The organism is Vibrio sp. 10N.286.46.A8 (assembly GCF_041470165.1).
Taxonomy (GTDB): Bacteria; Pseudomonadota; Gammaproteobacteria; order Enterobacterales; family Vibrionaceae; genus Vibrio; species Vibrio tasmaniensis_A.
On record NZ_JBFRLX010000097.1, the window covers coordinates 15,071 to 36,167 of the forward strand.

Below are 21,097 nucleotides of genomic sequence, written 5' to 3' on the forward strand. Positions count from 1 at the left end.
TTTTACTAAAGGTTCTTATAGAAATTAAAGAATTGCTAGAAGTTCTACTTCGAATACTAGAGCAGCAAATGGTGGGATTGCAGCACCTGCGCCACGCTCACCGTATGCTAGATCTTGAGGGATGTATAGCTTCCACTTAGAGCCAACAGGCATCATTTGTAGAGCTTGTACCCAACCTTGAATTACGCCAGTTACTGGGAATTCAGCAGGTTGACCGCGAGATACAGAGCTATCGAAAACTGTACCGTCAGTTAGTTCGCCGTGGTAGTGAACGCGCACTTGCTTGTCTGCAGTTGGGATTTCGCCAGTACCTTCAGTTAGTACTTCGTACTGAAGACCAGACTCAAGAACTGTAACTTCTGAACGAAGAGCGTTGTCAGCTAGGAAAGCTTCGCCGTCAGCAGCAGCAGCTTTAGCCAGTTCTTGACGTGCAGCTTCACCACGAGTGTGTAGCTCTTGTAGTGCGTTGTTGATTTCGTCAACTTCGATAGCTGGCATGTCGCCAACTAGAGCTGTTGCGATACCAGCAGCGATTGCATCAACGTTTAGGCCTTCAAGACCAGAACCAGCAAGTTGTTGGCCCATTTGTAGACCGATACCGTAGCTAGCTTTTTGCTCTACAGTTTCAAATTTTACTTCAGACATGAAAAGTCACTCTTTTTGTCAGTACGAAAAGGGTAAGAATACCAGTATTAGCAGCCTGAATAAACGGCTAGCCTCTGATCACTTACGCTTTACCGTGTCCAAATCACAGCTATGTCAATTTTCTTGCTTTGCTCTCTGTTGTCGCGGAAAGATCTATACTGTTGGTACTTTGGTTTTTATACTGTAGTTATTCAATGTATAGGACGCAGTGGCATGAATCGTCGTCAAAAGAAAAAACAGAAAGTAGACCACTTAGCAGAGTTCAAGGACCGACTGAATCAGGTCAAAGAGAAACTAAGCTCGATCGATCTAAAGAAAATGAAAACCTCATCAGTGCAAACTTGGGGATCATTGCCGAAATTACACCAGAAATTATTGATGGTGATTTCGCCGATCATATTAATCTTATTGTTTGCACCGCTACCAGAGCCTAAAGTAGACAACGCACCAGCAACATCTCGTGTTGAGCTTGAGATAAATACTGTTGGCTTAAGCGAGCAGAAAAATGCTAAAAGTAATTCTTCTGAGCCAACCAGTTGGCAAGAGTACCTTGTTAAGCAAGGAGATACGTTAGCTCAAGTGTTCCGGAATAATGATCTACCGCTGTCTGATCTTAACGCTTTGGTTCGTATTGAAGGTGCAGACAAGCCGCTTAGCCAGATTCGTAAAGGCCAACTGGTTCGATTCAAACTAGCCGATACAGGGCAACTAGATATTCTTCAGCTTGAGAAAGGCAATACTTCGGTGATGTTTTTCCGTTTATCAGATGGTGGCTTTGGTCGCAGTAAATAGATGAATAGTGAACCTGAGTTAAAGCACTTCACCAGACACATATAAACGATAGAAAAGAGCTAAGCATTAGCTCTTTTTTTTGGTCGCTTGAAAGGGGCGAGTGGCAAGATGATGAGCATAATACCGATAAAGGTTAACGTATCTGGTATCTCATCAAACCATATTGCACCTATTAACGCGACAAACACCAGTCCTGAATACTCAGCCAAGGCAATTTGGCTAGAGTGTGCTTTTTGGTAGGCAGCAACCGCAAGGCCGTTGTAACTCAAGATTAACGTTGCACTGAGTGCTATGTATCCCAAATGCTCCACCGATACCGGTTGCCAGTATAGGAAGCACAGTACCAATGATGCTGGAATAGAGAATAACGTTGTCCACCACAGCGTAGTGATCACCGTTTGCTCACTCGGAAGCTTTCTTACCAATACATTGAACAGTGCGAGCGTCAGCGCTGTGCTTAATGCAAACAATGCAGCCCAATGAAATTGCGATGGCCTCAAGACAATCAATGCACCAATAAAACCGATAGTGGTGGCGATGACCTTGCCAAGTGCTGGTTGCTCTTTCAGTAGAAACATAGATAGAGGCAGCATCAATAAGGGCGCGACATAAAATACAGCGTTGGCGGTAGCCAAAGATAAGTGGGTAATCGCGACAACCATACATCCACTGCCAATTAGTATTAGCTGTCCGCGTATGATGGTCACTTTGGCTTGCTGTAAGCGTCGTTGTTCCTTTTTCTGCTGTAGCCACAAAGGGGTGATGATGAGCAGAGATATCAACTGTCGGAAAAAAATATACTGAAGAGGTGGCACTTCGCCATTCAACAGTTTTACCGCTACGTCGGAAAGCGAGGCAAACAAGTTACCTGCAATCAGCAATAGGATACCGACAGTGATATTCGACATTACTTCTCTAATCTCATATCAATGTGTGGTATATCGTCTTCCAAGTACATTTCAGAGATCGTTTTGAAGCCGTGGCTCGCATAGAAGTTTTCTAGGTGTTGTTGTGCACCAATATCGATAGTTGTGCTCGGCCAAAGAGCCTCACAGCGTGTTAACGCTTCTTTTATCAATTGATGGCCTAAACCATCACCTCTTGCCGATTGCTTAGTCGCCACTCGGCCGATGCTCGTGTTGTCGTAAGAAGTTCCTGGTGGTAACAAGCGTGCACACGCCACTAGCTCTGCATCAGCATAGCCAAGCAAATGTTCAACACCCGCGAGTGTATCTTTACCATCGAGCTCTGGATAAGGGCAATTTTGTTCAACGACGAACACATCTACTCGTAATTTAAGTAGTTGATAAAGCTGTTGTGTTGAAAGTTCAGAGAAGGGAGTTGAGTGCCAAGTGATCATGTTTACATCCAGAGGTTATCGATGCTCTGAATGTACTATGTGCGATGATTGTTGGCATTAACTATTGTTAATTCGACCTTTGATTCTGCTCAAGCTGATCGCGGTTATACCTAGGTAAGCCGCAATTTGATTGTCGTTCAAGCGCTGTTCAAGGTCGGGGTAATGTTCGCAGAACAGTTGGTAGCGTTGCTCGGGAGTATAGAGCAGCATAAAGCGTTCTTTGTTTTCCTTATGCATCAGCTGAGTTTCTAGCAGCTTTAAATACAGAGGGTTATTTGATGCACGCCACTCGATAACCGCATTCATTGGCAGTTCTAACATTGTGATGGGTGTGAGCGTTTCTAGTAGGTAAGGGGACGCTTGGTTCTTTATCAAACTCTCAAAGCCGATGATCCAGTCTTGTTCCCAGTAGAATTCTTTGCTGTATTGCTTGCCGTCATTAGTGAGATAACAAGCGTGGCACAAGCCTTCAAGTACAAAGTAGATCGAACTCGCCATCTCACCTTGATTGATCAGGATGTGTCGGGTTGGCAGCTCAAGCGGCTTCGCGACAGCTAATAGAGATTCAATCTGACTCTCAGAGAAGTCAAAGCTTTGTAGTTGTTCGATAAAAGAGGAGTGCATGAAAATAACCTAACCCAAATAAGTGCCGAAATCATCGCACTTATTTGGGGAGAGGTACAGAGCAGGCTAAATCAGCGTCGACTGTGTTGCTCTAGATAATCTTGAGCGAGGTCTCTGCCCATGTATTTGCCTAGGGTTTTCAACGGTACTTTCTTAAGATTAACCACAATCAAGCCATCCAAGGCATCATTAAAAGATGGATCGACGTTAAAGCACACAAGTTTACCGTTCATCCCTAAGTATTGGCGTAGCAGTACCGGTAGGCCTTTCCCTTGCTCCATACGAGCCAACACTTTAGAAAGCAGAGGGACACTCGCCAATGACGATAGCAGGTGATTCTGCCAGAACACATTATTATTGGTATTGAGTGGTGACGAAGGAGAAACCAAGTTCGCCTTTTGTTCATCGTAATGGTGTATGGATAGGGTAGTCGCAATCAACAGACGCGCATTGTGGCTGTAATCATTACTGATACTGACTGGGCCGAATAGGTGAGTGTATTGAGGATGACGATACACGAAGGCCGCGATGCCTTTCCATAATAGTAACAGTGAGTTAAGGCTCTTTTGATAAGGCTTGCTCACTACAGAACGCCCAAGCTCGATACTGTTGTCTAAGGTATCGATGAATTCTTGATTGTAGTTAAACAGACTTCGAGAGTAGAGTTGATCAAGCCCATGCTCTGCGATTAACTTGTCGACCATACCGAGTCGATATGCGCCGACTAATTCAGCCTTTGCTTTGTTCCACACAAACAGTTGATGGTAGTAAAGGTCATACTCATCTAAATCACAGGCAAGCCCGCTGCCTTCGCCGACCTCTCTAAAGCTTTCTTCTCTTACTCGACCAATCTCGCGCATTAAATTGGGGATCGACTGGCTCGGCGTGCAATACACCTCAAAATCGCCCTGTTCGAGTAATCTCATTTCTTGAGGAAGTGACGCGACTTCTATAGAGAGTACTTCTGATGGAATAGGCGTAATAACCTGAGTGTCAAAAGAGGGCGCATGGATTGGCGTGTTAGGGCTATCTTGTTGACTCATCAGATAGGTATTGAGTCGCAGATAGTTGACGATATCCATCTCTTGTTCAAACGATTTTATCTCTGAGTATGGGATTGAAGAACCAATAGAGATAGAGATGGTAGTCGCTCTTTTATTAAGAAGTTCACGCCCAAGTAAAGCAGTTCGTAACAGTGGATGAACTCGTCCGGCTTGGTAGAAAAGCTCACTGTTTTTACCATTGATAAAGATAGGAACCGTAGTGGCTTGGTGTCGTTTAACGAATTTGGCAACCGATTTGCTCCATTCGATGTCTGTCAGTGTTTTTGCCCCTTTACGGTAACTCGATACTTCGCCCGCAGGGAACACAATCAACAATCCACCGTCGGCTAAATGACGATTGGCATCTCGAATGGCTTTAGCGTTGGTGCGTTTCGATTCTTTACTATTAAAGACATCGACTCCGATGAAAAGATCATCCAGTTCAGGCAGTCGCTTGAGTAGCTCATTTGCCAACACCTTCACATCCTTCCTTACCGATCCTACGAGATCAGCAAGGATCACACCTTCAATCGCGCCAAGTGGGTGGTTAGCCACAATGACTACTGGCCCTTGTTCGGGAATATTATCAGTGGCGCCTGCGGAAACAGAATAGTCAATATTCAAAGCCGATAGGGTGTGATGCATGAATTCAAAGCTAGATAACTCATCCGGTCTATCTTGATAGAGTTTATCTAGCTTAGATAGCCCAGTTGCCCACTCGACAACAGACTCACCTAAACCAAAAGGCGTGTAACGTGGTAAACGAAAAGGACTATCAATCATAATGAAGCTACCTTATTGACTAAAGTTGTTTAGGAAACCGTCTTGATTCTTGAAATCTTTCGCACTTAAAAATGCACCGCATAACCACACTAGGCATGCCATACCAAACAGTAATCCACCGTCATAACCGACAATTTCACCCGCTGCATTAAACTCAGGCATTTGAATACCGAGTGGTGTAAACAGATGGAAGAAAATCGCACCACTCATAATTCCCACACTCATGATTGCACCTAGGCCATGCCAACGAGTAAACAGCAAAATGGCAGCAATCAATTCAGCAAACCCAATCAAGTAGCCGCCAAATGAACCGAACCAACTCAAGCCAGACCATGTAGCCAAAGTGCCAAAGATATGCTCAGTTTCGTATGAGCCGGTGAACTTAAAAAATAGCGACTGAATGAACACAAACGCAATAAATGCCGCAGGGATATGTTTAGCTGGAGTGAATGTCATGGTTATTCCCTTATTTGATCAGTTGCGGCCAAATGGTGTCGGCTTTTTGAATATGTTGTGCTCGGTCTTGTTCCCAACGCTGTTTAATCTCTTGGTCGTAGTTGAGGTAAAGCTTGTTATCAACAATCGTCCATTGATTCGGGTCTCCGGGTGCAAAATCACTTTTTGCTGAAACAGCCCAAGCGCAATAACCACCATATTGAGGGGCATATTTTTCAGGATTATTAACAAATAAAGTCAGATTCTTTTCAGAAGAGAAATACCAGTCCGCGCCTTTGTACTCGGTGCTGAATTTTTTACTGCCTTCAATAGGTTTACCTGAAGTGAAATAAGCCACAGTGTCGTAGCCATCGAGCGCCTTACTGCTAAAGAACCCTGTGTAGATTTCATCGGCGGCAAAGACATATGGGCTAACAAGTAGCATGACCATGGTTAATAGTTTTCTCATGATGGACTCCATCTATAGATTGATTGCTGGTGATAAATCGAAGGTAAAACGCTGTTGATTTATCTGGCATGGTTTAATGGGTTCACAAGGCGAGCCGGGTGCGTAAAACATCGAGGCTTGGCCGTGTACATTGCGTAAATGTGTAAAGCTCACGGTGTGCGCGTCTTCACGATGCATACAGGTCGCTAAATGAGGTTGTTCGCTGTGATGGTGAGAGTGAAACTGAAGTAAGTTCTGTTGATTCTTACCCGTTGCCATAAGCTGATCGTATTTTGCTTGTCGGTAGGCTTGTACTCGCTCTAAATCAACACCGGATGAAAACAGCGGAGAATCGGTTTCGACTATTTTTTGTTGAATGCCATCCCACATATAGGCGATAACCAAACCATGGTGTTGAGTTAAGTTCGGCGCAAAAGCCAGCAAGGTAAATGGGGCAAAAGAGTGCAGGTCGAGCTTATGAAATGCTTCAGAGAGCTGACTGATATTACGACTCGATGATAGGTTCTTGAGTAACAAACCACGGCTGACCAAAGGTCCAACAGGTACGATGCCTTGATAGTTATTGAGTAGGCATAACGAAAGCCCGAACTCATTGATACTGATCCAGCTACCACCGCCGGTTGGGTCGAGTGGCATGATGATATCGACGCCGTTAACTCGATATTGTTTAGGTGGCATCGCCAGTGCCCGTGTCTTTTGCTCATCACGATTAAAAAAGACCTGATAGCCATTGTCTTCAAGCAGCCAAGATACTGAACACATGATTATTGCTCCCTCAAATAGCTGCTGGTGGTTGGGGCATAACCAAAGGTGTTGCATGTTTCGACATCAAGAAAGGTCGTGATCACCTTGATCATCGCGTAATGATGATTGGCGTGTAGCGCAGCAAAGGTGACTTCTCTTTCTAGCGTAGAAGGCAGGCTGGCGAATACTTGTGTATCCATCGAAACTTCGGTTTGGATCATGATAGGCGCTTCGAGATCTCTGCGGTCTAATCGTTCAAGCCAGTTGATCACGTAATGGATCTCTTTCAACGCAATCGACCTGTCGAATTCGACGGGGTGACCACGACGACGAGTGTTGTAATCAACGGTCGCATTCTCTTTTAAAATCAAAGCGTGAAAAAGATCGAGCGTGTGACGAGTATGCTCACCAATAGAACTTGTGACGTGCGGCTTTGCTCGTGTCAGATAGTCGCTGTCAGATATGGCTAACAAAAACTCTAAACCCTGATTCAATATCTCTACCGCTCCCTTGATACTAGGAGAGAAAGAAGTGAGGGCGCTCGGTTGGGCTATGGGGTTCATTCATGATCCTCGTACAAAGTTAATCGGTGGTCGGATATTGTTGAACAAGACGTCGCTCTTCTTGCCACGCGTTAAATAAGCTCTTAAAAGAAGGAGGCTGGTGTCCTCTTTGTTTTTGTTGAGCGCCAATATCAAAAAGAATGCGGTATTGCAGGAGTAGCGTCGAAAATATCTCTCGCAGCGGTGTGTTGCGATCCCAGATGTGCCCGGCCTCACTGCTTGCGCCATTGACCTCAAGGATCGTGAAGTCCTCGCCGTTCATTAGGCTGTTCATGTCCTTGAATTTGACGTCGAGTCGTCCAAAGTGAAAGCCATCGAAGTCGTCGAATATCTCATCTAAGCGTTCGGTTAAAGCCTGAGTGATGTATTGGTTGCCGTCTCGGAAGATACAGCCACGGCTATGGCTACCTGCAAACGCGAGTTGGAACTCTTCGCCCTCTGTGAGCACTTGATCCAATTTATCTTCATGTCTCGGTAGATAGAGATGACTAAGCTGCCCAGCACGCGGGCTATTTTCAATTAACTGCTTGAGTGTCGAGCTGCCATCGCCCACCACCATTGGTGCGTATTTGAGTGTGATCGAGATGATCTCGCCTTGCTTTTTATTTGGGTAGCGAACGTAGAAAACACCCGCTTCGGCTTGATAAGGCGCCTTTTCTTGCAATAGAAAGCGTGCATTATTTGGGAAAGACTCAACATACTGCTCAAGTTGATCTTGTGTGTTGATCAGCTTAACGCCAACACCTCGACAGCCAAGATCCGGTTTGGCCACAATCGGGAAATCGAGATCCGACTGTATGAGTGCGCTGCGCGCATCTTCGGCTTGTTTCTTACTGCTAAGATCCGTTTTGGTTAAGGTGATAAACGGAGAGATCCAACGCTGACTCGATGATCCGGCAAGGCTCAGTATCTCGTGTTTTGATTCGCCTACCATGCCGCTTAACTTAATACTCGGGTTGGCGATGAGCGGTAGCGCCCAGTCAAAGTGCCGTAACCCTTGCATCAGGCTTTGAATCACCACTGGCGTGTAGAAGAACCACGTTGGAAGAAACTCATAAGGAGAGACACTGCGCACGGTATCTTTTTCAAGCAAGGGCATGCCTGCATTGATTTGATGTGCTGGAATGATGCGAATATCTTGCGGTGAACTCATGATAATCCTCTAGAGTAGGTTCTATTCATTAATCGATTGCCGATAAACAGCAAAGCGATGGCACACGGGATGATGATCCATTGATATTCAGAGGCTTGCAGCCACGCTGATGTCCCTAAATAGTAGATGGCAGAGAAGACAATGCCAGTCCAGAGCGCAGTGGCACTAATAACGGCAAACAAGAAAGTAGGCAGTGGGATTGCGAAAAAGCCACTTAAGGTAAAACCGACGGTACGAAGTCCGGGAATAAAGCGGATGACAAAAAGACTGCTGAAAGCGTTTTGACGTAATTTAGTACGAAGTGCACGAAAGTATCGATTGGTGAGGGCTTTGTAACGAACGCCTCGGAAATAACGTCCTGATTTACCTAGGTAATAGAGACCGATATCACCTGTGGCAATGCCGATGAAAATGGCAAGCAACGCATATTGAGGAAGCATGAGTCCTTGAGTTGCTAAACCTGCAGCTGTAACAATCGCCAGATCTTCAAGCAAGTAAGAAAGCGCGATAATGCCAAGCATCAGCCATAGCAGCGATTCCTCTCCTGTATTTAACCATGCTTGAATGCTCTCAACGGTGCTCATCAAATGTCCTTATCTATCCTATAGATGAATAGCTTGTTGGCCATTCATTGAGTGTAGTAAATTAAATAGACAGGAGGAGCAGAGAAAAACTTACAGGCGATTGCTGCTTTTTTATATGTTTTTGATTTTATTGGCGGTTTGAGTCGCGCTGTTTGGGTATTGAATTAGCGGGCGTTTACGGTGAGAAAAGTAGGGCTGTGGATTTGGTTTATAAATAACAAAAGAAAAAGGCTGAATCGTTAAACTCAGCCTTTTTGAACGTTAACTATGGATTACAGGGTAATCTATTTAGTTAGGTCAATCTGGTAAACAGCAAAACCAACATCGTCAGTCGCAACACGTTTCATCGGGTATTGACCCTTTTCTTTGATGAACTCTGCCGCTTTGTCGCTTGGAGATGTTTCAAAGCGGATATCTAGCTTTTTATCCGTTTTGATTGGCGCAAATGACCAGTTGTTATCAGCCGTTGGGCTCACTTGACCTTGCTCTTTGCTCACTCGAGAGATGTAGTTCGCTAGAACAGTACGGTTCTCATCTGGTGCATCAAATGCGATGAAGTCTTCACCCGTACCTGGGAACTTATTGCTGTATGCTCGGTAGTTGTTGGTTGCGATCAGGAAGTCTTGCTTCACGTCGATTGGCTTACCTTGGTAAGTTAGACCTACGATACGCTCAGAGCCTTCATTAATAACTTTACAGTTACCATCGTATTTTGCTGGTTGTGTAACATCGATTTGGTACTCAACGCCATCGATGACATCAAAGTTGTAAGTGCGGAAGCCATCCCATTCAACCAACTGCTGTGGTGCGGTCGAATTAACATCTATTTGTTGGAATTGACCAGCAGAACACTCAAGCCACTCTTTTACTTCGTGGCCTGTTACCTTCATTGCAACTAGCGTGTTCGGGTAAAGGTATAAGTCAGCCGCGTTACGGAATGTCAGTTGACCAGATTCAACTTCAGTGAAGTTCGCTGGGTCATTCTTACGGCCGCCTGCTTTGAATGGTGCAGCTGCTGAAAGTACAGGTGTGCCATCTAAGTCTGGATCACCTTGGATGAACTGCTCAACGTAATCTTTTTGCGCAAGGTTCACGATTTGAACAGTTGGATCGTCTTGTACTAGAGACAAGAAGCTGTACATCACATCGTCTGCTTTACCAATCGGTTGGTTAACAAACTCACGAGTACCTGCGTGGTCTTTTTCTAGTGCAGAAACGATGCCTTCATCAGCAGCAGCAAGAGATTTCTTTTCTACCTTGTCGTAGATTGGGCGTGCTTCTGATTGGCCTTTAACGACTTCCCACTTACCGTCTTTTTGTGCAAGTGTTAGATCCATAACACCAACGTGGCTACCCCAGCGGCCTGGCATGACTGCCGCAACGCCGTTCATTGTGCCCGTTTCGTTGTTGATGCCTTGAATGTCATCAAAACCTTTTCCTGGGAATACTGCGTGAGAGTGACCAAATGCGATTGCATCAATGCCGTCTACTTCAGATAGGTAGAACGTTGAGTTCTCTTCGCCATTTTTGTACGGGTCAGTTGATACGCCTGAGTGAGGGATAGCAACGATTACTTCAGCGCCTTCCGCTTTCATTTGAGGCACTAACTCGTTAGCTGTCTCAATGATATCGCGAGCGATCACTTTGCCTTCAAGGTTCTTCTTATCCCACGTCATGATTTGTGGTGGAACAAAACCGATGTAACCCACTTTTACTTCATGTTCTACGCCAGCAGTATCTTCAAACGTGTGCGTCTTGATGATGTAAGGCGTGAAGTAGTGTTCTTTGGTTTCTGCATCGTAAACGTTAGCACTGATGTACGGGAAATCAGCGTCGTTGATTGACTCTTCTAGGAACTCAAGACCGTAGTTGAATTCGTGGTTACCTAGGTTTGCAGCGTCATAGCTTAGTTGGTTCATTGCTTTGTATGCAGGGTGAACTTCGCCCGCTTCGATGCCTTTGTCTGCCATGTAGTCACCCATCGGGCTACCTTGCAGCAAGTCACCGTTATCAACTAATACGCTGTTGGTTACTTCGCTTTGAGCTTCTTTTACTAGAGTTGCAGTACGTGCTAAGCCGATTTTTTTCGACGGCTTGTCTTTGTAGTAGTCGTAATCCATTAGGTTGGTATGGATATCCGTCGTTTCTACGACACGTAATTTAATCACTTCATCGGTATCTGGTGTTGTTGTGCAGCCTGCTAAAGTCAGACCAAGACCAGCAAGTACAGCCAATGACAAAGGTTTCATTGCAACTTTCATTTTGGAGCTCCAAAGTGGATTAGTAGAAAATTCGTTGCGTAATGTAACAAAATGGAATGAAACAATGATTACAACGAATGTTAATTCGTGACTTAGATCGATTACTTTATAGTGTTCTGCAAGGCGCCTCCCAAAGCTGCTCAATCGATGTGCAACTGATATCGATAATATTAGCCCATTCATTTCACCTATTTATTGATGAATCTCATCCCTTATCAGCTTTTCGAATAAAAAATGAAATTTTAGAATTTCCAGTAATATGAGAGGCTCGTCATAATGCCTATATCAAGGACGTATCAGGCAGATGAATAGCAAGGATAGCTCAAAACGAAGCTTCTGTTTTCTTCTAGTGCCAATACTCCCATTCACTCAAGTGGATGAGTTAAATCCCATGCTTGGCAAGACCAAGTAATGAATTGCTCGTACTGCGAGCCTTAAAGGAAGCACTGAAATGGACCAAGAACGTTTAACCCACCTAAAACAACTTGAAGCGGAAAGTATTCATATTATCCGTGAAGTTGCTGCTGAGTTTGATAACCCAGTGATGATGTACTCTATCGGTAAAGATTCTTCTGTGATGCTTCATTTAGCTCGCAAAGCGTTTTATCCAGGCAAGATTCCATTCCCACTATTGCACGTTGATACGGATTGGAAATTTCGCGAGATGATTGAGTTTCGTGATCGTACGGCTAAAAAGTACGGCTTCGACCTTTTAGTACATAAGAACCCAGAAGGTATTGAGATGGGGTGTAGCCCATTCGTACATGGCTCTTCTAAGCATACAGACATCATGAAAACTCAAGGCCTTAAGCAGGCGTTAAACAAGTACGGGTTCGATGCCGCTTTTGGTGGTGCGCGTCGTGATGAAGAAAAATCTCGAGCAAAAGAGCGTGTTTATTCTTTCCGCGATAAGAACCATACATGGGATCCAAAAAACCAGCGTCCAGAGCTTTGGCACACCTACAACGGTCAGGTTAATAAGGGCGAAAGCATTCGTGTCTTCCCACTATCTAACTGGACTGAGCTTGATATCTGGCAATACATCTACCTAGAGAGCATCGATATTGTTCCGCTTTACCTATCTGATAAACGTCCTGTGGTTGAGCGTGATGGCATGCTGATCATGGTTGATGATGACCGTATGGAACTGCAAGAAGGTGAAGTGATTGAAGAGAAAAGCGTTCGCTTCCGTACTTTGGGATGTTACCCACTAACCGGAGCCGTTGAATCTGAGGCGAATACGCTAACAGGCATTATTGAAGAGATGCTGGTGGCGACGTCCAGTGAGCGTCAAGGTCGAGCGATTGACCATGATCAGTCGGGCTCTATGGAGCTGAAAAAGCGCCAAGGTTATTTCTAAGAATCTAAGGAAAGAAAAATGAATAGTGCAGTAGAAGCCGAATTGGCTGAACTAGGGATTGAAGGTTATCTAAGTCAGCATCAGCATAAATCTATGCTTAGATTTTTAACTTGTGGCTCAGTAGATGACGGTAAAAGTACCTTAATCGGTCGCTTGCTCCATGATACGAAACAGATTTATGAAGATCAGCTAGCAGCAGTTCACTCGGATAGCCAACGAGTGGGTACTACAGGAGAGAAGCCTGACTTGGCACTGCTTGTTGATGGCTTGCAAGCTGAACGTGAGCAAGGCATCACGATCGATGTGGCTTATCGCTACTTCTCGACGCAAAAACGTAAATTCATTATTGCTGATACTCCTGGGCATGAGCAGTACACGCGCAACATGGCAACAGGCGCTTCAACGTGTGATCTGGCTGTGATCTTGATTGATGCTCGTAAGGGTGTACTGGATCAAACACGTCGTCACTCGTTTATTTCTAACCTGCTTGGTTTGAAGCATTTCATCGTCGCAGTCAACAAAATGGATCTCGTCGAGTACTCGCAAGATCGTTTTGAGGAGATTCGCGATCAGTACCTAGAGTTTGCTGAAAACCTAGAGGGCGAAACTAATATTCAGATTCTGCCAGTTTCGGCACTTGAAGGTATTAACGTTGCTGCGCCAAGCAAAGAGCTTGCATGGTTCGAAGGTCCATCGCTATTAGAAGTGTTAGAGAACGTAGACATTGACCAAAAACGTTCTGCGGGCGAATTCCGTTTCCCTGTGCAGTATGTCAATCGTCCTAACTTAGATTTCCGTGGCTTTGCCGGCACCGTGGCTTCTGGTCGTGTCAGCGTCGGTGATGAAATCAAGGCGTTGCCTTCAGGTAAAACCTCTAAGGTGGCAAGCATTGTGACCTTTGATGGTGAACTTGAATCAGCACAAGCGGGTTTGGCGGTAACACTGACTCTTGAAGATGAAATCGATATCAGCCGTGGTGATTTGATTGTGCTAGAAAATGCACAGATTGAATCAACCAACCATGTATTGGCAGACATCGTGTGGATGACAGAGCAACCACTGCAACCGGGTAAAGCTTACGACATCAAGATCGCAGGTAAGAAAACCGTCGGTCAGGTTGAAACGGTTCGTCATCAATATGATATCAACAACCTGTCGACTCACGCTGTTGATGAGTTGCCACTGAATGGTATTGGTTTGTGTGAATGGTCATTGAACGAGACCGTCGCGCTGGATAAATACCGTGAGAGTGCGGACACCGGTGGTTTCATTGTTATCGACCGCCTGACTAATGTGACGGTTGGTGCTGGTTTGATTCGAGACCGTTTGGACTCTGTTGAACAGCAAGTCGGTAACTTCTCTGCATTTGAACTTGAGTTCAACGCATTGGTACGCAAGCACTTCCCTCATTGGGATGCCAAAGATCTAAGCCAACTACTGAAGTCATAAACGACCAAGTAACAGCTTATTGAATCAGGCGGAAACCGATTGTTTCCGCCATAAAGGACGGGTATATGTGGCAACAAGGATTTGTATTAGCGATTTTGCTCGGCATCATTACTTGCCTGCTCGTTACCCGTATTAAGCCAAGCTTTATCTTTGCTGGCGCGGCTTTTATTGCTTTTATGGCTGGTATGATCGACTTGTCGAGCCTAGCCAATAACTTCACTAACTCCTCGTTACTGACTTTAATTCTTCTGATCCTCGCATCAAGTGCGTTGGAGAAAACTCGCTTAATCAGCTGGGTTAGCCGCAATATCTCTGAAGGTAGGCTAGGTACCGTGGTTGCGAAGTTGGGTATTTCCACAGCGCTACTTTCTTCTTTTACTAATAACACAGCGGTGGTTGTCTCTTTGATCGGTGCGATCAAACGCAATCAACAGCACGCGCCATCTAAGTTACTTATCCCTTTGTCATACGCTGCCATTTTAGGCGGAACCCTGACATTGATCGGCACTTCAACCAATTTGATCATCAATAGTTTTGTTGAAGATGCGGGATTGCCAAGCTTAAACTTTTTCACACCAACCTTGATCGGTTTAGCGGTCTTGGTGGGTGGTGTTTTGATTCTTATCCCTCTGAGTTACTTCTTACCAAGCTACGATGATGGGTCGCAGGACGATCTGCCTTACTTTCTAGAGGCGCGAGTTGAACCTGGCTCACCGTTAGTTGGCCGCAGTGTTAGCGAAAATAATCTCAGAGCTTTGAGAAAATTGTTCTTAGCCGAAGTGATTCGCGACGGTAAGACCACGGCTTCGATTGACCCTGATTTTATTCTTCAAGCTCGTGACCGGTTGCTGTTTTGTGGCGACGTTGAAAGCGTAGCGACACTACAAGAAATTCAAGGGTTGACCCTGTTTGGCCAGCATCACCTTAACGGCCAGAGCTTTGTTGAAGTGGTGGTGAGTTCGTCGGCAAGCTTCTGTAATAAAACCCTCAAAACAAGCCAGTTTAGAGACCGTTTCGATGCAGTTGTAGTTGCTATTCGTCGTGGCCATGAGCGCCTTGAAGGTGGGCTAGGGAATATCACATTGACCGCTGGTGATACCTTGATTTTGGTTCCCGGTAAACGCTTTGAAGAACAGCGCCAGCAACACAACAAAGAGTTTGTGTTGATGAATGACTTGGACTCGAGTGCCAAGCTTGATGCCGATAAATCGACGTTTGTATTGCTCGGTTTTGCCAGTGTGATTGGTCTAGCCCTTGCTGAAGTCGTGCCGATTATCAAAGGGCTGGCTGGTTTCTTACTGTTGCTGGTGGCCTTTGGTGTGGTGCAACTGGGTGAACTCCGTCGCCGTTTTCCGGTTGATATTGTGGTGATCGTTGGCTCCGCTCTGTCTATTGCTCAACTGATGATTTCATCTGGGCTGTCTGAGCGTATGGGGCTGATGTTTATGGAAGCCTTTAATGGCTGGGGCGTGTTTGGTGCGTTAGTCGCGACCTATTTTATGACCTTGGTTCTAACAGAACTGGTTACCAATAATGCGGCCGCAGCACTCTCTTTCCCAATCGGCTATAGCATGGCTATCGGCTATGGCGTTGACCCTATGCCATTCATTATGGCGGTTCTATTTGGTGCCAGTGCCAGTTTTATTTCGCCATACGGCTACCAAACTAATTTACTTGTTTATAGCGTAGGTAATTACCATCTCACGGATTATCTACGTATCGGCATCCCAATCTCGATTGTCTATTCGGGCTTGGTGCTGACCCTGATTCCTTACTTTTTCCCATTTTAATGCTGTTTATTTAAAGGACTAATTATGACCGCAGTACTCAAACCAAAAGATGAGAATGTTGTGTGGCATCAACATTCGATTGATAAAACATTTCGTGCGGATCTGAAATCACAGAAACCAGCTGTGCTCTGGTTCACTGGATTATCTGGTTCTGGGAAATCAACAGTTGCTGGAGCATTAGAAAACCGCTTAGCCCAACTTGGTTACCATACTTACTTATTGGATGGCGACAATGTCCGTCATGGGTTATGTAGCGACCTTGGCTTCTCAGAGCAAGACCGTCGAGAGAATATTCGTCGTATTGGTGAGCTCGCTAAATTGATGGCGGATGCGGGTTTGATCGTGTTGTCAGCGTTTATCTCTCCACATCAAGCGGAGAGACAGTTGGTACGTGATTTATTACCGGAAGGGGAGTTTCTTGAGGTGTTTGTGAACACACCACTTGAGGTGTGTGAGCAGCGTGACCCGAAAGGCCTGTATAAGAAAGCACGAGCGGGAGAAATCCCGAACTTCACGGGTATTAGCTCAGTGTACGAAGCGCCTCAGAGCCCTGAGATAGATCTACCCGCGGGCGAAAAGACACTCGATGAACTGGTCGAATTGTGTATTGATGCTTTAGAGAAGCGTAATATTTTATCCAATTGAGATCGCTGGTATGACTAAGGCTACTCTCCTGTTTATCTGCTTAATTCACTACGGATAAATAGTGCAGCCTTGGTTTTCCGAGACAAGAACCCTATCCTCTAGATTCTCTTCACTCTTATCAATACTCTTCACAGCGTACACCGTCTATTTTTTACAGTATCGATTGTCTAGACGGTGTAGTTCACACTGCTTTTAACTTCTGTTTGAACCGTAAACTTTTGGCTCAATAGCGCAATCAGTTGGTCGTAATACTGCGTGTTAGGCTTGTTGCCAAGTAAGTTGCACAGCTCATTGCCTGTTGGACTGAATCGGTAGTAAATCAGCTTCACCCCTTTTGATAATGGTGCCAGTGACATGCCCTTACCTTGATAAGTTAAGTGCAGAGCTGGATCGAAATCAATCTCTCCAGATTCTAGTTCTGTGCCCAGAATAATCCCGAGTTCAATCAAGTGGAGCAAGCTAGAATAGGGAAGGTTGTGTCCACCAAGATTGATGGTGTTGGTGGTGTCCCTTTTACCAAAGCTGAAGATTCCAGCATGGGATTTAAAGCCGAGTAACAGTTTTCTGCTGTTATCACTACCAAAGCTACAACCAAGTGACGCTGCTCTTTGCAGGGTGAGCGCTTCTTTTGGTGTCATGTCTTTTAAGATCTGCAGCGCTTTCATCGAAGTCGAGCCTGGGTTGGTGACTTCTCGTTTCAGTACTTGAGCCCATAGCCTCTGCATCGATGTATTGTGGATCTCTTGTGCCATATCGAAGAAACGGTATAGCCAGTCCTGATCAGGGTCTCCAGCCGCTTCATCTTTACATGAAGAGTGTGCCAACTTTAGAATCTGTTCTAGGTTCTTTTGGCGAAGTTCTCTACGTTTTTTCTCTCGTAATAGTGCCCGTTCGATAAGCGTACTCTCAGCTTTATCGTTTGGCTTTGCACTATGACTAATTAAGGAATCTAGGCCGAAGCTTTGTGCGATGTGCCGCATTTTGCTTGCACTGTCGGCAATATGAGGCTTTTTCTCATGCTTGTGCTGTGTATCGCTAGCATGCTCAATGATCACTGGCTGTTTGGTTTCTGACATAAGAGTACCCTAAGGAAACGACTTAACTGTCTAAAATGTAACTCTTTATCTTATTGGTGGCTAGATTTTGCGTGCAGAGTTGAAGGTTTCAACAAAATTTTACTTTTGCTAATGATAATAAAATGTTAAATTTGTTGTAATTCTCAAGGAGGAGTTATGAATCAAGTCAATGATAACAAGCTGAAGAAACAGCTTAGTATAGGGTTATTACTCGCTACTTATGTCGCTGTTCTAGCGTACTTATCTAATTACATCGCATAATTTAGAATAAAATCATCGTTATTAAACTGTTATTGAATGATCTCACTCGTTCAGTGACGGCAGCTCATCCTTGAGCCACCCTTCTAATGACTACATGTCGTCATATTCTTCAATCGCAGTACCTTCAATAAGATAACCGGTTTGAGCTAAGTCGTGGCTTATTGACTCGGTTTTTAGTGTACCTACTAAATAAATCACATCCCATAGCTGCTGTATTGGTGCACCTTTAGGGAACTTCACGTAGATGATTTGGTTCGGCGGCGGTGGCGGTACGTGGATACATGCGCCAAAGTACGGTACTAACAGAAACTCAGTGATCATGTTCTCATCGCCTTCCAATGGAATCACAAAGCCAGGAATCTTGACTGTGCTGCCATTCAGCTCTGGGCGAACAGCGCCAAGTGTCGATTGTTGAGGTTTGTCCATACTGTCGTGGTTAACCATCGGCATGCCAAATGAGTCGAGTTGTGCTCGCTCTGACTCTGGAATCAAGTCAATCCAATCGAGTGTTAATACCGATTCGTCAGTCTGAGTGGTTTCAGCGTGAGCTGTGCTGATAAATGGGAACATAAGTAACCCAAGTATCAGTAGGAATTTGCGTTGCATCATAGGTTCCTATTTTAGATTCGAATAGTCATGCCATCAGACAATGACTGACGGTAAGCTCTGAAAGCGGGAATAAAGCCAATAATGATTCCGGCAACTTGCACCAACATAAGCAGTTTCCACTCATGAGGTGTGATTGCGGATATCGATATGTTGATACCATAACTTTGTTGCACAATAGGAGCAACTACTGCGATTAGCGCAAACAACACGGCAACACCCAATGTGATACCGAGGAAGGTTAGGGCACTTGCTTCACTGATCAGTAAACCGAACACATGACGAGGCCTTGCTCCCATCGCGCGCAGAATGGCCATCTCTCGACGTCTTTCTTGCAAGCTAGTGAGTAGACTACTCAGCATCCCTAACAGTCCCGCGATTACAACAAACCCTGAAACAATCAGTAGTGCTTGCTCTGCTACGGCCATCATTCCCCACAATTCGTGAAGCGCAATACCTGGCATAATGGCGCTCAAAGGTTCTTGGCGGTAGTTATTGATTTCTCGTTGCAGTGCAAAGGTTTGGATCTTCGATTTAAGGCCAACCATCATCGCGGTAATCTGCTTTGGTTGGAAGTCACGTTGCTTTAGCGCTTCAGCATTCGGTGTGTGGCCTAGGTTGGCCCCCGATTCCCAACCAACGTGAATCGCTTCAATGGCCTCTAACGAAACATGCACCGTTTTATCTACTGGTGTGCCGGTTGGCGCGAGTATTCCGACAATGGTGAAGGGCAGGTTGTCGTGGCGACTGAAGGCGACATCACTGATACCGTGCGCCAGAATGATGTGATCACCAATCTTGTAATCTAACTTCTTCGCGACATCGGCACCAATCACGACATCAAATAGCTGATTGAATTCTTTGCCTTGCTGAAAAGTAAGTGGTTGCTTACTTCCATAGCGATAATTCTCGAAGTAGCTATGGTTCGTGCCCATTACGCGGAAGCCTTTATGTGAATCACCCAATGAGATTGGGATCGCCCACTTTACAGCGTTGTGCTGGCTAAATTCTTCATAGCTTTTCCAGTCGATGTTGTTGGTCGCATTACCGATTCTAAATACGGAATAAAGCAGCAGGTTTACCTGACCTGAGCGGCCACCGACGATAAGGTCAGTACCTGAAATCGTATTCGCAAAGCTGCTCTTAGCTTCGGTTCTTACACGTTCCACACCGAGTAATAGAATGACTGACACCGCCACGGTGAGAATAGTCAGAATGGCTGTGGCTTTACGGTTGAGTACGCTTTTTAAGGCTAAGTGAGTAATTACTTTCATACGACAACCTTAGCTTGGTTAACGGTTTTTAAATCTATGGTTCGAGTGAACAGTTTTTCTAATGTTGGATCGTGACTAACAAAGATCAGGGTAGAACCCGCCTGATTCGCTTGTTCTAGCAACAGTTCGATAAAGGCTTCTCGGTTGTCATGATCCAGAGCCGATGTCGGTTCGTCGGCAATAATGATTTTGGGTTGGCCGATCAAAGCACGAGCGGCAGCAACACGTTGTTGTTGACCAATACTCAACTCGGTAACTGGCTTGTCCATTAGAGCTCGAGGTAGCTTTAATCTGAGCAACAACTCTTGAGCGGTTGCTTGCAGGCTATTCTGACTTTCAGCGACTTGCTGCTTACGAATCTTAGAAAACTGACAAGGAAGCGTCACGTTGTCGATCACTGACAAGTAAGGAAGCAGGTTAAATTGTTGGAATATATAACCAATATGATCGGCTCTGAATTTGTCTCTCTGGCGAGGTGTTAGCTGTGTGAGATCTTGGCCAAGGATAGATACTTCGCCTTGTTCAGCTTGGTTGATTCCGGTCAGTAACCCTAGCAATGTTGACTTTCCACAACCACTAGGCCCTTTGATGAAAAGGTGCTCTTGGGCTTGGATATGCAGTGAGGGGATCTCTAGCGTTGGGGGTAATTCAGGCTTCCAACGAAAGCTGATATTTTCGAGTTTGACCACAAGTGATGAACTGTCAAAAGACATATTAGCTCCAATGATTAAAGCGGTGTATTTACTGGACAGCTATTAGAAAAATAAATTCCCAGGACACACCGATTTGCACAACCAAGTAAGTGACTACTTACTTGGCTGCGTATCTACGTTTAATTCAATCTAATACGGATTAGAATCGAAAACTAATACGATCTGCGTTAAGCACTTCTTGAATTTGAGCGCTGTCAGTTAGAAGGTTTACCGTCATTGATTTTGTGTTGCTGAACTTAGAGAACCATTGAGTGCTCACAGTATCTAGCTTCGCAATATCTGAACATTGGTAATGGTACTCGACAGTGAACTCACCGTGCCCCCCTTCTGAATGGGCATGGCCTTCATGGTCATCATGATCGTGTTCTGCGTGATCATGGCCTTTGTGGTCATCATGGTCGTATTCTGCGTGATCATGGCCTTTGTGGTCGTCATGATCGTGTTCAGCGTGGTCATGGCCTTTGTGG

22 protein-coding genes are annotated in these 21,097 nt (G+C 45.1%); 5 read left to right on the top strand and 17 right to left on the bottom strand.

Annotated elements, in window-relative coordinates:
* Positions 1 to 24: 24 nt before the first annotated feature.
* A complete protein-coding gene (locus tag AB4232_RS11080; protein WP_008220519.1) occupies positions 25 to 645 on the bottom strand; it encodes an FKBP-type peptidyl-prolyl cis-trans isomerase in 621 nt (206 codons plus the stop codon).
* Positions 646 to 858: 213 nt separating this feature from the next.
* Here AB4232_RS11080 and AB4232_RS11085 point away from each other — a divergent pair, with 213 nt between their 5' ends.
* Entirely contained in the window at positions 859 to 1,437 is a 579-nt protein-coding gene (locus AB4232_RS11085) for a LysM-like peptidoglycan-binding domain-containing protein (RefSeq protein ID WP_372087113.1), read from the top strand.
* Positions 1,438 to 1,496: 59 nt separating this feature from the next.
* On the opposite strand, the gene AB4232_RS11090 is transcribed toward AB4232_RS11085, so the two are convergent.
* The 11 genes from AB4232_RS11090 to AB4232_RS11140 form a co-directional block, all read right to left on the bottom strand.
* A complete protein-coding gene (locus AB4232_RS11090) occupies positions 1,497 to 2,345 on the bottom strand; it encodes a DMT family transporter (protein WP_372087114.1) in 849 nt (282 codons plus the stop codon).
* Positions 2,345 to 2,797, bottom strand: coding sequence for a GNAT family N-acetyltransferase (locus tag AB4232_RS11095; protein WP_372087115.1), 453 nt, complete (start codon positions 2,795 to 2,797; stop codon positions 2,345 to 2,347). Before AB4232_RS11095 ends, AB4232_RS11090 begins: the two co-directional genes overlap by 1 nt.
* 57 nt (positions 2,798 to 2,854) lie before the next feature.
* Positions 2,855 to 3,421, bottom strand: a complete 567-nt coding sequence (locus AB4232_RS11100; protein ID WP_017083773.1) for a Crp/Fnr family transcriptional regulator — start codon at positions 3,419 to 3,421, stop codon at positions 2,855 to 2,857.
* 71 nt (positions 3,422 to 3,492) lie between these two features.
* A complete protein-coding gene (locus AB4232_RS11105) occupies positions 3,493 to 5,247 on the bottom strand; it encodes a lysophospholipid acyltransferase family protein (protein WP_372087116.1) in 1,755 nt (584 codons plus the stop codon).
* A 12-nt stretch (positions 5,248 to 5,259) separates the two neighbouring features.
* On the bottom strand, positions 5,260 to 5,703 hold the full coding sequence (locus AB4232_RS11110) for a hypothetical protein (protein WP_372048532.1): 444 nt from the start codon (positions 5,701 to 5,703) through the stop codon (positions 5,260 to 5,262).
* Between the two features lie 10 nt (positions 5,704 to 5,713).
* A complete protein-coding gene (locus tag AB4232_RS11115; RefSeq protein ID WP_012604897.1) occupies positions 5,714 to 6,151 on the bottom strand; it encodes a YHS domain-containing (seleno)protein in 438 nt (145 codons plus the stop codon).
* Between the two features lie 12 nt (positions 6,152 to 6,163).
* On the bottom strand, positions 6,164 to 6,913 hold the full coding sequence (locus AB4232_RS11120) for an NRDE family protein (protein ID WP_372087117.1): 750 nt from the start codon (positions 6,911 to 6,913) through the stop codon (positions 6,164 to 6,166).
* A gap of 2 nt (positions 6,914 to 6,915) precedes the next feature.
* Complete coding sequence (locus tag AB4232_RS11125) at positions 6,916 to 7,458, bottom strand: DinB family protein (protein ID WP_017078811.1); 543 nt, start codon at positions 7,456 to 7,458, stop codon at positions 6,916 to 6,918.
* 19 nt (positions 7,459 to 7,477) lie between these two features.
* Positions 7,478 to 8,611 carry a D-alanine--D-alanine ligase gene (locus AB4232_RS11130; RefSeq protein ID WP_372087118.1) on the bottom strand — a complete coding sequence of 378 codons (1,134 nt, stop codon included), beginning with the start codon at positions 8,609 to 8,611 and terminating at the stop codon, positions 7,478 to 7,480.
* Positions 8,608 to 9,195, bottom strand: coding sequence for a DedA family protein (locus AB4232_RS11135; protein ID WP_269335828.1), 588 nt, complete (start codon positions 9,193 to 9,195; stop codon positions 8,608 to 8,610). Before AB4232_RS11135 ends, AB4232_RS11130 begins: the two co-directional genes overlap by 4 nt.
* A gap of 284 nt (positions 9,196 to 9,479) precedes the next feature.
* Positions 9,480 to 11,456, bottom strand: a complete 1,977-nt coding sequence (locus AB4232_RS11140; RefSeq protein ID WP_017096578.1) for a bifunctional 2',3'-cyclic-nucleotide 2'-phosphodiesterase/3'-nucleotidase — start codon at positions 11,454 to 11,456, stop codon at positions 9,480 to 9,482.
* 415 nt (positions 11,457 to 11,871) lie between these two features.
* Here AB4232_RS11140 and cysD point away from each other — a divergent pair, with 415 nt between their 5' ends.
* From cysD to cysC, 4 genes are all read left to right on the top strand, one after another.
* A complete protein-coding gene (cysD, locus tag AB4232_RS11145; RefSeq protein WP_226974827.1) occupies positions 11,872 to 12,816 on the top strand; it encodes a sulfate adenylyltransferase subunit CysD in 945 nt (314 codons plus the stop codon).
* 18 nt (positions 12,817 to 12,834) lie between these two features.
* Positions 12,835 to 14,265: a sulfate adenylyltransferase subunit CysN gene (gene cysN / locus AB4232_RS11150; RefSeq protein ID WP_004735272.1), complete on the top strand. Its 1,431-nt coding sequence runs from the start codon at positions 12,835 to 12,837 to the stop codon at positions 14,263 to 14,265.
* Between the two features lie 65 nt (positions 14,266 to 14,330).
* A complete protein-coding gene (locus tag AB4232_RS11155) occupies positions 14,331 to 16,055 on the top strand; it encodes an SLC13 family permease (RefSeq protein WP_009847766.1) in 1,725 nt (574 codons plus the stop codon).
* Between the two features lie 24 nt (positions 16,056 to 16,079).
* On the top strand, positions 16,080 to 16,700 hold the full coding sequence (gene cysC, locus AB4232_RS11160) for an adenylyl-sulfate kinase (RefSeq protein ID WP_371703698.1): 621 nt from the start codon (positions 16,080 to 16,082) through the stop codon (positions 16,698 to 16,700).
* A gap of 167 nt (positions 16,701 to 16,867) precedes the next feature.
* Here the strand turns inward: cysC and AB4232_RS11165 are convergent, their stop codons facing one another.
* The 5 genes from AB4232_RS11165 to AB4232_RS11185 all read right to left on the bottom strand — a co-directional run.
* On the bottom strand, positions 16,868 to 17,776 hold the full coding sequence (locus AB4232_RS11165; RefSeq protein WP_135382119.1) for a TIGR03899 family protein: 909 nt from the start codon (positions 17,774 to 17,776) through the stop codon (positions 16,868 to 16,870).
* Positions 17,777 to 18,127: 351 nt separating this feature from the next.
* Positions 18,128 to 18,643, bottom strand: coding sequence for a DUF3299 domain-containing protein (locus AB4232_RS11170; protein WP_004735277.1), 516 nt, complete (start codon positions 18,641 to 18,643; stop codon positions 18,128 to 18,130).
* Positions 18,644 to 18,657: 14 nt separating this feature from the next.
* Positions 18,658 to 19,917 (bottom strand): ABC transporter permease, encoded by a 1,260-nt coding sequence (locus tag AB4232_RS11175; protein WP_004735278.1) that lies wholly within the window; start codon positions 19,915 to 19,917, stop codon positions 18,658 to 18,660.
* The gene (locus AB4232_RS11180) at positions 19,914 to 20,630 is read right to left on the bottom strand and encodes an ABC transporter ATP-binding protein (protein ID WP_371703700.1); all 717 of its coding nucleotides are present in this window, start codon (positions 20,628 to 20,630) and stop codon (positions 19,914 to 19,916) included. Before AB4232_RS11180 ends, AB4232_RS11175 begins: the two co-directional genes overlap by 4 nt.
* 139 nt (positions 20,631 to 20,769) lie before the next feature.
* The coding region (locus tag AB4232_RS11185) for a DUF2796 domain-containing protein (protein WP_372087119.1) at positions 20,770 to 21,097 on the bottom strand (328 nt) is incomplete at its 5' end.